11 protein-coding genes and 1 pseudogene are annotated in these 14,877 nt (G+C 61.0%); 11 read left to right on the top strand and 1 reads right to left on the bottom strand.

Features of this window, described 5'->3' with window-relative positions; translation table 11 throughout:
* Positions 1 to 26: 26 nt before the first annotated feature.
* The 5 genes and pseudogenes from ACA079_RS06265 to ACA079_RS06245 all read left to right on the top strand — a co-directional run bounded on the left by ACA079_RS06265 (position 27) and on the right by ACA079_RS06245 (position 4,937).
* A complete protein-coding gene (locus ACA079_RS06265) occupies positions 27 to 635 on the top strand; it encodes a biliverdin-producing heme oxygenase (protein WP_497702924.1) in 609 nt (202 codons plus the stop codon).
* A gap of 124 nt (positions 636 to 759) precedes the next feature.
* Positions 760 to 1,161, top strand: a complete 402-nt coding sequence (locus tag ACA079_RS06260) for a YbaN family protein (RefSeq protein WP_497702923.1) — start codon at positions 760 to 762, stop codon at positions 1,159 to 1,161.
* Positions 1,162 to 1,339: 178 nt separating this feature from the next.
* A pseudogene (locus ACA079_RS06255) lies at positions 1,340 to 2,620 on the top strand (methyl-accepting chemotaxis protein); the annotation flags it as partial.
* A 102-nt stretch (positions 2,621 to 2,722) separates the two neighbouring features.
* Positions 2,723 to 3,478 (top strand): methyl-accepting chemotaxis protein, encoded by a 756-nt coding sequence (locus tag ACA079_RS06250; protein WP_439900142.1) that lies wholly within the window; start codon positions 2,723 to 2,725, stop codon positions 3,476 to 3,478.
* A 115-nt stretch (positions 3,479 to 3,593) separates the two neighbouring features.
* Positions 3,594 to 4,937, top strand: coding sequence for a CoA transferase (locus ACA079_RS06245; protein ID WP_497702922.1), 1,344 nt, complete (start codon positions 3,594 to 3,596; stop codon positions 4,935 to 4,937).
* Between the two features lie 167 nt (positions 4,938 to 5,104).
* On the opposite strand, the gene ACA079_RS06240 is transcribed toward ACA079_RS06245, so the two are convergent.
* Complete coding sequence (locus tag ACA079_RS06240) at positions 5,105 to 5,968, bottom strand: DNA-3-methyladenine glycosylase family protein (RefSeq protein WP_497702921.1); 864 nt, start codon at positions 5,966 to 5,968, stop codon at positions 5,105 to 5,107.
* Between the two features lie 178 nt (positions 5,969 to 6,146).
* Here ACA079_RS06240 and ACA079_RS06235 point away from each other — a divergent pair, with 178 nt between their 5' ends.
* The 6 genes from ACA079_RS06235 to ACA079_RS06210 all read left to right on the top strand — a co-directional run bounded on the left by ACA079_RS06235 (position 6,147) and on the right by ACA079_RS06210 (position 14,857).
* Entirely contained in the window at positions 6,147 to 6,512 is a 366-nt protein-coding gene (locus tag ACA079_RS06235; RefSeq protein WP_497702920.1) for a DUF5064 family protein, read from the top strand.
* 239 nt (positions 6,513 to 6,751) lie between these two features.
* Positions 6,752 to 7,912 (top strand): integrase core domain-containing protein, encoded by a 1,161-nt coding sequence (locus ACA079_RS06230; protein ID WP_497702919.1) that lies wholly within the window; start codon positions 6,752 to 6,754, stop codon positions 7,910 to 7,912.
* 149 nt (positions 7,913 to 8,061) lie between these two features.
* Positions 8,062 to 9,570, top strand: coding sequence for a transcriptional regulator GcsR (gene gcsR, locus ACA079_RS06225; protein ID WP_497702918.1), 1,509 nt, complete (start codon positions 8,062 to 8,064; stop codon positions 9,568 to 9,570).
* 459 nt (positions 9,571 to 10,029) lie between these two features.
* On the top strand, positions 10,030 to 10,413 hold the full coding sequence (gene gcvH / locus ACA079_RS06220) for a glycine cleavage system protein GcvH (RefSeq protein WP_008027813.1): 384 nt from the start codon (positions 10,030 to 10,032) through the stop codon (positions 10,411 to 10,413).
* An 11-nt stretch (positions 10,414 to 10,424) separates the two neighbouring features.
* Positions 10,425 to 13,277, top strand: a complete 2,853-nt coding sequence (gcvP, locus tag ACA079_RS06215) for an aminomethyl-transferring glycine dehydrogenase (protein WP_497702917.1) — start codon at positions 10,425 to 10,427, stop codon at positions 13,275 to 13,277.
* Positions 13,278 to 13,480: 203 nt separating this feature from the next.
* On the top strand, positions 13,481 to 14,857 hold the full coding sequence (locus tag ACA079_RS06210; RefSeq protein WP_497702916.1) for an L-serine ammonia-lyase: 1,377 nt from the start codon (positions 13,481 to 13,483) through the stop codon (positions 14,855 to 14,857).
* The last annotated feature ends 20 nt before the right edge of the window (positions 14,858 to 14,877 follow it).

The raw sequence follows: 14,877 nt of genomic DNA, 5'->3' as shown, positions 1-14,877 counted from the left end.
GCGCCTCTTTTTCCCAAGGACTTCTCATGACCACTCAGGACACTGCTCAACGCCCTGCTCTGCGTTCGCAACGTTTGAACCAGATCACCAACGAGCCTCACACCAAGCTTGATGCCTTGGTCAAAGCCCACGCACCGTTTGAAACCCAGGCCAACTTCGCGCGTTTCGTGGTGGCTCAGTATTTGTTTCAGTCGGAACTGGTGTCGCTGTACAACGATGCCGAATTGACCGCCATCGTCCCGGACCTGCCAGCTCGCTGCCGTGCTGAAGCGGCCAAGGCGGATCTGGCGGACCTGGAAACTGAAGTTCCGGCCCCCGTCGCCGGTGCCGTGAAGAATCCAACCAAAGCCGAGGCGCTGGGTTGGCTGTTCGTGTCAGAAGGTTCGAAACTTGGCGCGGCGTTTCTGATCAAGCGTGCTGTGGGTCTTGGGTTAAGCGAAACCTTTGGTGCCCGCCATCTCGGTGAACCGGCCGGTGGCCGCGCTGAAGGCTGGAAGAGCTTCGTCAAAACCCTCGACGGGCTGGAACTCAGCGCACAAGAAGAAGCCGAGTTGGATAAAGGCGCTATCGACGCATTCAATCGCTTCACCGTACTGCTGGAACAGGCTTACGCCACCACCCCTGAACTCGCCTGACAACACTTCTGCTTCTGTAGGAGCAAGGCTTGCCCGCGATGAACGATAACGCGGTCTACCGGAAGGGCTGCGGCGCCTCCATCGCGGGCAAGCCTTGCTCCTACAAAGTACAAATGTCGACTTTATGACCCACTCAACCTTTCCCTCCTCCAAACTCGCTCGCCTGTTATTTGGCCTGCTCGCCTACCTCAGCCTGGGCATCGGCCTGATCGCCATCGTCGTACCCGGCCTGCCGACCACCGAGTTCATCCTGCTGGCCGCCTGGGCCGCGACCAAGAGTTCACCGCGCTTGAGCGCCTGGCTGGAAAACCATCGGCTGTTCGGTTCCATCCTGCGCAACTGGCGCAACGGCAAAATCATCGCCCGCCGAGCCAAGGTCAGCGCCACCGTCAGTATGCTGCTGTGCGCCGGGTTGATGCTGGTGATGTTCGATCCTGGCTGGCCGATATTTCTGGCGATTGCGGGCATGAGCCTGGGCAATCTGTGGATCTGGTCGCGGCCGGAATCGCTGCCGAAAATCTCCTGAATTTCTGCCCTTTTCAGGGCATTTTCCTGCGCAAACGTTCACCTGTTACCGTTCGTCGGCTTCGCGTTCATGCAACCTCTGCACATGCCGATGTGCATTAAATGGCGCTGAATGGACTTGGCGAATTGGGTCGATCCCGACTCACAGCCAACACCTCATCCATTCGCGAGCTCGTCCTATGTTCGACTCTCTCTCCATCCGCCTGAAAATCGTCCTGCTGTCCGGTCTGTGCCTGTTGGGCGTGGTCGTCCTGATCGTCGGCATGAACATCTACCAGACCGATCAGAACGATGAACTCGTCAGCGCCTCCAGCAGCAAGATGCTCACCGCCAGCGTGCAGAACCTGCTCCAGGCCAAGGCCGCCGAGCAAGCGGTGCGGGTGCAGAAGACCTTCGGTGAAAGCCTGCTGGTGGTGACCGCCCTGGCCGATCAGATCGAGGACATGCGCAACATGGCGAGCACGCGCTCCCTTGACGCCGGCGTCCTGCGTGAAGAGTTGAACCAGAGCCTGAAAACCGCCTTCGAGCGCAACAGCAAAGTGCTCGGCATCTGGCTGGCATTCGAACCCAATGGCCTCGACGGCAAGGACAGCGAATTCGCCAACGATGCCGCTCGCCAATCCAACGAAGCCGGTCGTTTCGCCAGCTACTGGAGCCGTGCCGGCGGTGTCGGGATCAACACGATCATGGTCGAAGACGACATGACCAAAACCACCTTGAGCCTCAGCGGCACACCCTATAACAGCTGGTACACCTGCCCCCGCGACAGCAAGCGCACCTGCCTGCTGGACCCGTATGCCGATACCGTCGCCGGCAAGGAAATGCTGATGACCACCATTTCCGTACCGCTGCTGGTGGATGGCAAATCCATCGGTGTGGTCGGTGTGGACATCGCCCTGGACGCGCTGCAAGCGGCGGCTGTCGATTCTCAACGTGATCTGTTCAACAGCGCCGGGCACATGCTGATCGTCTCCGGCAGCGGCGTACTTGCCGGTTACAGCGTCGACGCGAGCAAGGTCGGCAAAAGCATCGGTGAAACCCTGGGCGCAGACGGCAAGGACGTTCTGCAATTGCTCAGCGCTGGCACGCCGAAGATTCTCGAGCAGGGCGACCTGATCCGCGCGGTGTACCCGGTCAGTCCGATTGCCGAGTCCAAGGCCTGGGGCGTGGTGATCGACCTGCCGAAACAAGTGTTGCTGGCCGACTCGGTCAAGTTGCAAGCCGTACTCGATGACGCCCAGCAAAGCGGCACGATCAAAGCTGTTTTGGTGGCGGTGATTGCCGGTCTGGTCGGACTGTTGCTGATCTGGCTCACGGCGTCCGGCGTGACTCGGCCGATCAACAGCGTCGCCGAGATGCTCAAGGCGATTGCCAGCGGCGACGGCGACCTGACGCAGCGTCTGCACTACAGCAAGAAAGACGAACTGGGCGAACTGGTGAGCTGGTTCAACCGCTTCCTCGACAAGCTGCAACCAACCATCGCGCAGATAAAACAAAGCATCACCGATGCGCGCGGCACGGCCGACCAGTCTTCGGAAATCGCCCGCCAGACCAGCGAAGGCATGCAGGTGCAGTTCCGCGAAATCGACCAGGTCGCCACCGCGTCCAACGAAATGAGCGCCACCGCCCACGACGTCGCCAACAGTGCCTCGAACGCGGCTAACGCGGCCAAGGGTGCCGACCAGTCAGCCCGCGACGGTATGCAGATCATCGAACGCAGCACCCGCGACATCAATCAACTGGCCGACGAAGTCAGCAAGGCCGTGACCGAAGTCGAAGCATTGGCAGTCAACAGCGAGCAGATCGGCTCGGTGCTGGAAGTGATCCGCAGCATCGCCGAACAAACCAACCTGCTGGCGCTCAACGCGGCGATTGAAGCGGCGCGTGCCGGGGAAAGCGGTCGCGGGTTTGCGGTGGTCGCCGATGAAGTGCGCAACCTGGCCAAACGTACGCAAGATTCGGTGGAAGAAATCCGCATCGTGATCGAACGCATCCAGACCGGCACTCGCGGCGTGGTGGCCACGATGCATTCGAGCCAGACTCAAGCTCACAGCAATGCCGGGCAGATCCAACAAGCCGTCCAGGCCTTGAGCAAAATCAGCGACGCGGTGACGGTCATCAGCGACATGAACCTGCAAATCGCCAGCGCCGCCGAGCAGCAAAGCGCGGTGGCCGAAGAGGTAAACCGCAACGTCTCGGCGATCCGCACCGTCACCGAAACCCTGACCGGCCAGGCCACCGAATCGGCGCAGATCAGCAGCCATCTCAACTCGCTGACCACCCACCAGATGAAATTGATGGATCAGTTCCGGGTGTAATTCTCAAAAGATCGCAGCCTTCGGCAGCTCCTACACCGATCCCTGTAGGAGCTGCCGAAGGCTGCGATCTTTTGATCTTTTGATCTATGCTGCCCTCTCTCCCGGAGGGCCTTCGATGACTGATTTACTCACGTCCATTCAAGCCGCACTCGGCTTGCCTCACACCCAGGTCAAGTTCACCTCGAGCGGCGCCCTGCCCTCGGCGTTTGCCGTCACCGACCTGGCGTGCGCCAGCATTGCCGCTGCCGGCCAGGCTGTCAGCGAATGGCTGCAGCAACAAACCGGTCGTTTGCCAAGCCTTGAGGTCGACCGGCGCCTGGCCTCTTTCTGGTTCGCCACTTCGATCCGCCCGGTAGGCTGGAGCGTCCCGCCGCTGTGGGACCCGGTCGCCGGTGACTACGCGACAAAAGACGGCTGGATCCGCCTGCACACCAACGCGCCCCATCACCGCGCCGCTGCCGAAACTGTTCTGGGCTCCTGTGCCGACCGTGCAGCGATGGCGAGCAAGGTTGCTCCATGGGCCAAAAGTGATCTGGAGCAAGCCGTGGTCGATGCCGGTGGCTGCGCCGCCGAGATGCGTAGCTGGGCGCAATGGCAGGCGCATCCCCAAGGTCAGGCGGTGAACGCCGAGCCGCTGATTCAGTTTGCTGAAAACAGCCGCCAGAACGCGAAACCGTGGCAAGGCTCGGTGGCGCAACCGCTGGCCGGGATCAAGGTGCTGGATTTGACTCGAGTGCTCGCCGGCCCGATCGCCAGCCGTTTTCTGGCAGGCCTCGGCGCCGACGTTTTGCGGATCGACCCACCGACCTGGAACGAACCCGGCGTGGTGCCGGAAGTCACCCTGGGCAAACGCTGCGCGCGTCTGGACCTGCATGACAAGACTGATCGCGCGGTGTTCGAAAGCCTGCTCAAGGACGCTGACATTCTGCTCCACGGCTACCGCGCCGACGCACTGGAACGCCTGGGTTACGGCGTCGCCGAACGCCAGAAACTGGCGCCCGGCCTGATCGATGTCAGCCTCAATGCCTACGGCTGGAGCGGCCCGTGGCAGAACCGCCGCGGCTTCGACAGCCTGGTGCAAATGAGCAGCGGAATCGCCGATGCCGGCATGCAGTGGAAGCGCGCGGACAAACCGACGCCATTGCCCTTGCAAGCGCTCGATCACGCCACCGGGTATTTGATGGCGGCCAGTGCGATTCGATTGTTGGGGCGAGGTGGATCGGCGCGGTTGTCGTTGGCGCGTACGGCGAAGTTGCTGATTGAAAATGGCGCGGGGGGAGATGAGCCGTTGCGGGTGGAGGATGACAACGATCAAGGGCTGGTGGTTGAGCAGACACCTTGGGGACCGGCGCATCGACTTCATGTGCCACTGAAGATTATCGGGACGCCGTTGCAGTGGGCGATTCCGGCCTCTGAATTGGGGTCGCATCGTGCGCAATGGATCCACCCCTCACCCTAACCCTCTCCCCAAAGGGGCGAGGGGACTGACCGAGGTGTTCTTGGCGATACATCGACCTGAGAAATCGAGTCGAACTCAGGTTTGAAAAGCATGAAGATCGGCTCCCTTTCCCCCTCTCCCCTCTGGGGAGAGGGCTGGGGTGAGGGGTGGTTTTCAAGCTGAGCACATCAATCCCGCCGACTCAAAGATGCCCAAAGCACCTGCGCCGCATAGCCTCGCCAAGGTCTCCAGGCTTCAGCCCGCTGCAACAATTGCCGGGCCGTCACCGCCTCACCTTCAAGCGCCGCCAGCGCATTGATCAACCCCACATCCCCGCTCGGAAACGCATCCGGATCACGCAACTGCCGCAGGGCAATGTATTGCGCCGTCCAGTCACCAATCCCGTGCAACGCCAGCAGCCGCGCAACGCCGCCCTCCCGACCCGGCTCAAACAGTAAAGGATCATCGAGCAACGCCTGAGCCACACCCGACAGCGTTCGACCACGGCTTTTCGGCATCCCCAACGTTGCCAGATCCACTGACGCCAAAGCGGCAGCCTGAGGAAACACATGAGTCACGCCGGGCAACGACAAAGCCAACGGCTCGCCATACTGCGCCACCAGTTTCCCCGCCAGTTTAATCGCCGCGCCCACGCTAATCTGCTGTCCCAACACCGCACGAATCGCCAACTCCAGGCCATCCCACGCCCCCGGCACCCGCAACCCCGGACGCTCGGCAATCAACCGCGCCATCAAGGGATCAACCGCCAGCTGCCGATGAATCGATGCCAGGTCCGCATCCAGATCAAATATCCTCCGCAGCCGCGCGATGATCTCCGGCACCGCCGTTGAATCAGGAAAATCCAGCGTCACTTCAAGTGCATCCGTCGCTGCGGGCCTGATCGAAAACGTGCCATGAACACCGTTCAACCCGATGCTGCGCGAGTAAACGTCGTCAACCACCACCTCGATCCCGACAATCGCCCGCGCCGACAAAAAACCCAGCATCGCCGACCAGTCATAGGGCGGTGGGTAATCCAGCAGCACCTTCATAACGCCTCCGATTTACGCTGACCAAGATGAACCAAGTTCGCCCGACAGACTGGAAAAGTCGCGGTGATCGGTCCACTCTCGGACACGGCGACACTCGGATAAGCTATCAATAAAAGAAACTCCGAGGGCAGGCTTGAGGTCTGCCCTGATTCAATGCCTTTTTGAAGGAGAGATGCCAATGGCAACGTTCGAGCCCGGTCACCTGCACATCGAGCGCCAAGCGCTGAACAAGGATGATTACAGTTACAACCTGCACATCGAATATGCACTCAGCCAGGATCCCAAGGAAGGCGAAGGCATGCTCTTCAAGATGCATGGCACGGTTGGGGACAAGGAGCTGAAGGAAGAATTCTTCCTGCCCAAAGATCAGGCGTTCGACTTCGCCCGGCATGCCACGCGCATCGCGCAGAAGTACGGGATGCCCAAAGAGGCCAGTATCGGCTCGATACACAAGGAGTACGACGCCATGTTTGAAGATGTGCGGGAGCAACTCCACGTCAAATCCGGCGACCCGGTCAAACCTGAGCATCTGGATCGAATCTGAAGCCCCCCTCACCCTAGCCCTCTCCCCGAGGGGCGAGGGGACTGACCGAGGTGTTCTTTCAAGCTACGTCGACCTGAAATATCGAGTCGAACTCAGGTTTTGAAAAGCCCCCAATCTGCTCCCTTTCCCCTCTCCCCTATGGGGAGAGGGCTGGGGTGGGTAAAAACCGGGTACATCCTTTACGTTTGAGACCGGGGACATGGTTTACAGGTATCAATCATGGTCAGGAGGTACTGACCATGCCCTGGAATCGAGAGTCCCCGATGGATCAGCGAGTGAAATTAATCCATGACTGGCTTAGCGGCAGTTACAGCAAGAGCCAACTGAGTCGACGATATGGCGTTAGCCGTCCGACGGTCGATAAGTGGCTTGATCGGTATGCAACCTGCGGCGTAGATGGCTTGAAAGAGCGCTCGCGAAAACCGCTGAGCTGTCCGCATCAAACCCGCGATGAAATCATTGCCACGTTGCTTGCGAAGAAAAGCGAGCACCCGGATCGCGGGCCAAAGCAACTGATCCAGCGCCTGCGCAATGCGCAGCCGCAGATCGCTTGGCCGGCCGCCAGCACCGCTGGAGAGTGGCTGAAAAAGGCCGGTCTGGTGATTCCTCGACGGCTGCGCCAGCCCCGCCCGCATGGGCCAGTGAATCTACGTCAGGCCGACGAACCCAATCAAACCTGGTGCGCCGATTTCAAAGGGCAATTCAGAACCCAGGACGGCCACTGGTGCTATCCGCTGACCATCACCGACCATGCCAGTCGCTATCTTCTGGAATGCCGGGCGCTTCCCAGCACCCACGGTGAACCTACGCGTCAGGGCTTCGAGTGGGCGTTCCGGGAGTTCGGCATGCCTGATGTGATCCGCACCGATAACGGCGCGCCATTTGCGTCGACAGGCTTGGCCCGCCTCTCCAGGCTGTCCGTCTGGTTCATCAGGCATGGTGTCCACCCCGAAACAATCAAGCCAGGACGCCCGGATCAGAACGGTCGGCATGAACGCATGCACCGCACGCTAAAGGCTGCCGTGCTCAGGCCGCCGGCAGAAAACCTGCTGCGTCAGCAGCTTGCCTTTGAGGACTTCGTACAGGATTTCAATCACGCACGGCCTCATACGGCGCTGGAGATGAAGACGCCAGCGGATATCTATCGCCCGTCACTCAGACCTTATCCAGGCTATTTGCCGGCGGTCGAATACGGGGCCGACGTCGAAGTACGGCGGGTGCGCAAGAATGGTGAGATCAAGTGGCAAGGGGCCCTGATCTTTCTGGGCGAGGCACTGATCGACGAGCACGTCGCGCTGAAGGAAGTGGCTGATGGCGTGTGGGAGTTGTACCTTTGCTCTTTCCCTTTAGGCAGGCTTGAACGCGGTGCCAAACGCGTATCAAGCCTGTTAAATGTGTAAACGATGTACCCGGTCAAATGTGTAAAGGATGTACCGGTCTCTACAGTGAGGGGTCGATCTTCCAGCCAACTCCAATCTCAAGATTTCACCCCAGCCCTCCTCCAAGGCATACTTGCCACCCTCCGCACTCCAGAACCCAACAACGCCCCATGCGTATCCACGTCAGTTTCATCGACCGCGTCGGCATTACCCAGGAAGTCCTGGCCCTGCTCGGTGGGCGCAATCTCAATCTGGATGCGGTGGAAATGGTCCCGCCCAACGTCTACATCGATGCCCCGACCCTGAGCCCGGAAGTCCTCGAAGAGCTGCGCGATGCGTTGTTCAGCGTGCGCGGCGTGCAAGCGGTGACGGTGGTCGACATTCTTCCCGGCCAGCGTCGGCATCTGCAGCTTGATGCGTTGCTCGCGGCCATGACCGACCCGGTCCTGGCGCTGGACAGTGCCGGCAAGGTGCTGCTGGCCAACCCGGCGCTGATTGCGTTGTACGGTCGCGAGCCTGACGGCGAAAGCATCGCCGACCTGTTCGCCGACCCGGCACTGCTCGAAGCGCTGCTGGAAAACGGCTTCCGCCTGCCGCTGCGGGAAGTCACCGTCAACGGCCAGACATTGCTGCTGGACGCCACACCGATTACCGACGCCGGCGCCCTGCTCACCCTGTATCAACCCAACCGCATCGGCGAACGCCTTTCGGCGCTGCACCACGACCATGCCGAAGGCTTCGATGCGCTGCTCGGTGAGTCCCCGGCGATTCGGACCCTCAAGGCCCGCGCCCAGCGCGTTGCGGCCCTCGATGCGCCGCTGCTGATCCAGGGCGAAACCGGCACTGGCAAAGAACTGGTGGCGCGTGCCTGCCACGCCATCAGCGCTCGGTACAGTTCGCCATTTTTGGCGCTGAACTGCGCGGCATTGCCGGAGAACCTCGCCGAAAGCGAACTGTTCGGCTACGCCCCCGGCGCCTTCACCGGTGCGCAACGGGGCGGCAAACCGGGGCTGATGGAACTGGCCAACCAGGGCACGGTGTTTCTCGATGAGATCGGCGAGATGTCGCCGTACTTGCAGGCCAAGTTACTGCGCTTCTTGAACGACGGCAGCTTCCGCCGGGTGGGCGGGGATCGTGAGGTGAAGGTCAATGTGCGGATCCTTAGCGCCACGCACCGCGACCTGGAAAAAATGGTCAGCGAAGGTTCGTTCCGTGAAGACCTCTTCTATCGCCTCAACGTCCTGAACGTCGAAGTCCCGCCCCTGCGCGAACGCGGCCAGGACATCCTGCTGCTGGCCCGCTACTTCATGCAACAGGCCTGCGCGCAGATCCAGCGTCCGGTCTGCCGCCTGGCGCCCGGGACCTATCCGGCACTGCTGGGCAATCGCTGGCCGGGCAACGTGCGGCAACTGCAGAACGTGATCTTCCGCGCCGCTGCGATTTGCGAAAGCAGCCTGGTGGACATTGGCGACCTCGATATCGCCGGCACCTCCGTGGCGCGTCAGAGTGACAGCGAAGTCGACAGTCTCGAACAGGCGATGGAAGAGTTCGAGAAGACCCTGCTGGAAAAACTCTACGTCAGCTACCCCTCGACCCGCCAACTGGCCAGTCGCTTGCAAACCTCTCACACGGCGATTGCCCATCGGTTGCGCAAATACGGCATTCCCAATAAGCCGTAAGGCTTGCGGCTGAAACACAATCCTTCAAACACCACAGCCCACTGTGGGAGCCGAGCTTGCTCGCGATGGCGGTAGGTCAGTCACATTGATTTCGACTGGCCTACCGCCATCGCGAGCAAGCTCGGCTCCCACAGGGTTCTATGTTGAACGTTAAACCGTGCTCAAAAGCGACCTCCATCTGTACTGAAAGCGCTACAGCGGAACGATATCGCTACACCCTCTCCTGATCACCGCTGTGCAAGGCTTTGATCCTCTTAGGCTTTTTTCTCCACCTTGTGTTGTAGCGATTTCGCTACAGCCAGTAAATCCTTGCGCCTCGAACAAACTTATAAGTTGTTGATTTGTAACGATTAAATAACATTGGCCGCGATTTTGCTTAGTAACCGCTCATAAAGCAGGGCTTTTGCCCAAGCATTCAATCGCGTCCACCAGACGAGTCTGGCCCCCTTAGGAGTTTCCATGAGCGAGTTGCGTTTTACTGAAGATCACGAATGGCTGCGTACCGAAGCTGACGGCAGCGTCACAGTCGGCATCACCGCTTTCGCACAGAACGCCCTGGGCGACGTGGTTTTCGTACAACTGCCTGAGCTGCAGTCCTACGACAAAGGCGCTGAAGCCGCCACCGTGGAATCGGTAAAAGCCGCCAGCGGCGTGTACATGCCGCTGGACGGTGAAGTGCTGGAAGTGAACCCGGCGCTGGACAGCAGCCCTGAACTGGTCAACGAAGATCCGCTGGGCGAAGGCTGGTTCTTCCGCTTCCAGCCAACCGATGCATCGGCTGTCGCCAAACTGCTGGATCAAGACGCCTACGACCGTCTGATCAAAGCCAACGCCGAAGCCTGAGGAGCGCACACATGACTCAAGTCAATCTGACCACTGCCAACGAATTCATCGCCCGCCACATCGGCCCGCGTGCCGGCGACGAGCAAGCCATGCTCAACAGCCTCGGCTTCGACTCGCTGGAAGCCCTGAGCGCCAGCGTCATCCCGGACAGCATCAAGGGCACCAGCGTCCTCGGCCTCGAAGACGGCCTGAGTGAAGCCGATGCCCTGGCCTTGATCAAGTCCATCGCCGGCAAAAACCAGCTGTTCAAGACCTATATCGGCCAGGGCTACTACGGTACCCACACGCCGTCGCCGATCCTGCGTAACCTGCTGGAAAACCCGGCCTGGTACACCGCCTACACCCCGTACCAGCCGGAAATCTCCCAGGGCCGTCTCGAAGCGCTGCTGAACTTCCAGACCCTGATCAGCGACCTCACCGGCCTGCCGATCGCCAACGCGTCCTTGCTGGACGAAGCCACCGCCGCCGCCGAAGCGATGACCTTCTGCAAACGCCTGAGCAAGAACAAGGGCAGCCACGCCTTCTTCGCCTCCGTGCATTGCCACCCGCAAACCCTCGACGTGCTGCGCACCCGTGCCGAGCCGCTGGGCATTGACGTTGTGGTCGGTGACGAACTCGAATTGACTGACGTGACGCCGTTCTTCGGCGCGCTGCTGCAATACCCGGCAAGCAACGGTGACGTGTTCGATTACCGCGCACTGACCGAACGTTTCCACGCGGCCAACGCTTTGGTTGCCGTCGCGGCTGACCTGCTGGCCCTGACCGTGCTCACCCCGCCGGGCGAATTCGGCGCCGACGTGGCCATCGGTAGCGCACAACGCTTCGGCGTGCCGCTGGGTTTCGGTGGTCCGCACGCAGCTTACTTCTCCACTAAAGACGCGTTCAAACGTGACATGCCGGGCCGTCTGGTCGGTGTCTCCGTGGACCGTTTCGGCAAGCCGGCCCTGCGCCTGGCGATGCAGACCCGCGAGCAACATATCCGCCGCGAGAAAGCCACCAGCAACATCTGCACCGCGCAAGTGCTGTTGGCTAACATCGCCAGCATGTACGCCGTGTACCACGGCCCGAAAGGCCTGACCCAGATCGCCAACCGCGTGCATCACCTGACCGCGATTCTGGCCCAAGGCTTGAAAGCCATCGGTCTGAACGTCGAGCAAGAAAACTTCTTCGACACGCTGACGATCAAGACCGGCGCTAACACCGCCAAGCTGCACGACCAGGCGCGGGCCCAGCAGATTAACCTGCGTGTAATCGATGCTGAACGTCTGGGCCTGTCCCTCGACGAAACCACCTCGCAAGCCGACGTGGAAACCCTGTGGGCCCTGCTGGCCGACGGCCAAACCCTGCCGGACTTCGCCGCCCTCGCCGCCTCCGTGGTCAGCACGATCCCGGCCGCGCTGCTGCGCCAGTCGCCGATCCTCAGCCACCCGGTGTTCAACCGTTATCACTCGGAAACCGAGCTGATGCGCTACCTGCGCAAGCTGGCCGACAAGGACCTGGCGCTGGATCGCACCATGATCCCGCTGGGTTCCTGCACCATGAAACTCAACGCCGCCAGCGAAATGATCCCGGTGACCTGGGCCGAGTTCGGCGCCCTGCACCCGTTCGCCCCGGCCGCGCAAAGCGCCGGTTACCAGCAACTGACCGATGAACTGGAAGCAATGCTCTGCGCCGCCACCGGTTATGACGCGATCTCGCTACAACCGAACGCCGGTTCGCAAGGTGAATACGCTGGCCTGCTGGCGATTCGCGCCTATCACCAGAGCCGTGGCGAAGACCGTCGCGACATCTGCCTGATCCCCTCCTCCGCCCACGGCACCAACCCGGCCACCGCCAACATGGCCGGCATGCGCGTCGTCGTGACCGCCTGTGATGCCCGCGGCAACGTCGACATCGAAGACCTGCGCGCCAAGGCCATCGAGCACCGCGAACACCTCGCCGCGCTGATGATCACCTACCCGTCGACCCACGGCGTGTTCGAAGAAGGCATCCGCGAAATCTGCGGCATCATTCACGACAATGGCGGCCAGGTGTACATCGACGGCGCCAACATGAACGCCATGGTCGGCCTCTGCGCGCCGGGCAAGTTCGGCGGCGACGTGTCGCACCTGAACCTGCACAAAACCTTCTGCATCCCCCACGGCGGTGGCGGCCCGGGCGTCGGCCCGATTGGCGTCAAGTCGCACCTGACCCCGTTCCTGCCGGGTCACGGCACCATGGAGCGCAAGGAAGGCGCGGTCTGCGCCGCACCGTTCGGCAGCGCGAGCATTTTGCCGATCACCTGGATGTACATTCGGATGATGGGTGGCGCCGGCCTCAAGCGCGCGTCGCAACTGGCGATCCTCAATGCCAACTACATTTCCCGTCGCCTCGAAGAGCACTACCCGGTGCTGTACACCGGCAGCAACGGTCTGGTGGCGCACGAATGCATCCTCGATCTGCGTCCACTGAAAGACAGCAGCGGCATCAGCGTCGATGACGTCGCCAAACGCCTGATCGACTTCGGCTTCCACGCCCCGACCATGTCGTTCCCGGTCGCCGGCACCTTGATGATCGAGCCGACCGAAAGCGAATCCAAGGAAGAACTGGACCGCTTCTGCGACGCCATGATCCGCATCCGCGAAGAAATCCGCGCGGTGGAAAACGGCACCTTGGACAAGGACGACAACCCGCTGAAAAACGCCCCGCACACCGCGGCGGAAATCGTCGGCGAGTGGACGCATCCGTATAGCCGTGAGCAAGCGGTGTATCCGGTTGCGTCGCTGATCGAAGGCAAGTACTGGCCACCGGTCGGTCGCGTCGACAACGTGTTTGGCGACCGCAACCTGATCTGCGCTTGCCCGTCGATCGAAAGCTACGCTTAAAACTGATGGGGGCGGGTTCGCCTGCCCCCACTTTCAAGAACACCACAAAACCCTGTGGGAGCGAGCTTGCTCGCGATAGCGGTCTTTCAGTCGACATTGATAGTGAATGTCAGTCTGCTATCGCGAGCAAGCTCGCTCCCACAGGGGCCTGTGCAAAACACCAGATTCCGCCCATACCTATAACAAGAAACCGGAGAACAACCATGTCTTTAAGCGTGTTCGACCTGTTCAAGATTGGCATCGGCCCCTCCAGCTCCCACACCGTCGGCCCGATGCGTGCTGCGGCACGTTTCGCCGAAGGTTTGCGCCGTGAAGGGCTGCTGGCCGCAACCACCTGCATCAAAGTCGAACTCTACGGATCACTCGGCGCCACCGGTAAAGGCCACGGCAGCGACAAGGCTGTGTTGCTGGGCCTGGAAGGCGAACACCCGGATACCGTGAACACCGAAACCGTCGCCGCTCGTCTGCAAGAAATCCGTGGCAACGGTCGCTTGAACCTGCTCGGCGAACACAGCATTGCGTTCAATGAGAAAGAACATTTGGCGATGATCCGCAAACCGTTGCCCTATCACCCCAACGGCATGATCTTTCGCGCCTTCGATGCGGCGGGCATACAAATCCGCAGCCGCGAGTACTACTCGGTCGGCGGTGGTTTTGTGGTCGATGAAGACGCCGCCGGCGCCGACCGCATCGTCGAAGACGCCACACCACTGACCTTCCCGTTCAAAAGCGCCAAGGACTTGCTCGGCCACTGCACCACCTATGGTCTTTCTATCAGCCAGGTGATGCTGACCAACGAAAGTGCCTGGCGCCCGGAAGCGGAAACCCGAGCCGGCCTGCTGAACATCTGGCAAGTGATGCAAGACTGCGTCGCCGCCGGTTGCCGCAACGAAGGGATCTTGCCCGGTGGCTTGAAGGTCAAACGCCGGGCGGCTGCACTGCATCGACAACTGTGCAAGAACCCGGAGTCTTCACTGCGCGATCCGCTGTCGGTGCTGGACTGGGTCAACCTCTACGCACTGGCGGTCAACGAAGAAAACGCCAATGGCGGGCGCGTGGTGACGGCGCCCACCAACGGTGCAGCCGGGATCGTCCCCGCTGTTTTGCATTACTACATGCGCTTCATCCCCGGCGCCAACGAAGACGGCGTCGTACGTTTTCTGCTGACCGCGGCCGCGATCGGCATTCTCTATAAAGAAAACGCCTCGATCTCCGGCGCTGAAGTCGGCTGTCAGGGTGAGGTCGGCGTGGCCTGTTCCATGGCTGCCGGCGCCCTGTGCGAAGTTCTCGGCGGCACCGTGCAGCAAGTGGAAAACGCCGCCGAAATCGGCATGGAACACAACCTCGGCCTGACCTGCGACCCGATTGGCGGGCTGGTGCAAGTACCTTGCATCGAGCGCAACGCCATGGGTTCGGTCAAGGCGATCAATGCAGTGCGCATGGCCCTGCGCGGCGACGGTCAGCACTTCGTCTCCCTCGACAAGGTCATCCGCACCATGCGCCAGACCGGCGCCGACATGAAAAGCAAATACAAGGAAACCGCCCGTGGCGGTTTGGCGGTCAACATTATCGAGTGCTGATGCTTACGCGCATTTGCACA

This window comes from Pseudomonas sp. LBUM1645 (genome assembly GCF_059716185.1).
This window is presented reverse-complemented; position numbering and strand designations above follow the sequence as displayed.